This window comes from Haloferax sp. Atlit-6N, from assembly GCF_003383195.1.
Classification (GTDB): domain Archaea; phylum Halobacteriota; class Halobacteria; order Halobacteriales; family Haloferacaceae; genus Haloferax; species Haloferax gibbonsii.
On the sequence record NZ_QEQJ01000275.1, the window covers coordinates 1 to 474 of the forward strand.

Genomic DNA, 474 nt, shown 5'->3' on the forward strand with positions numbered 1-474 from the left:
GTCGCTATCGCATACGTCGGGCGTTTCGAGGACGGGACCGTCTTCAACACGTCTCGCTACGAGGTTGCAGTCGAACACGGCCTGTTCGAAGCCCAAGAGCGGGACCGAGACGACTACGCCCCACGGTCGTTCGTCGTCGGTGCCGGCGAGATAATTCCCGGTCTCGACGAGGCGGTCGTCGGAATGAGCGTCGGCGAAGAAGCAACTGTAACCGTCCCACCGGAAGACGGCTACGGCGAGTTCGACCCCGACCGGGTTCGGACGTACGCCCCCGAGACGTTCGAAGGGATGGTCGGAGAAAAAGCGGAAGTCGGCTTGCACGTCCACGCCGAAAACGGACTCCACGGCGACGTCGTCGCCGTCCGAGAGGACGCCGTCGAAGTTGACTTCAACCACGAACTCGCCGGGAAAACGCTCGAATTCGACATCGAAATCGTCGCGGCCGAGTGAGCGGTGAAAAAGAAGACTGACGTC

The 474-nt window shown here is 61.8% G+C and carries 1 protein-coding gene; it reads left to right on the forward strand.

What is annotated here, in order from left to right; genetic code table 11:
- Nucleotides 1-450 (forward strand): peptidylprolyl isomerase (locus DEQ92_RS22325; RefSeq protein ID WP_115821799.1); only part of this gene is annotated, 450 nt, incomplete at its 5' end.
- Nucleotides 451-474: the final 24 nt, after the last annotated feature.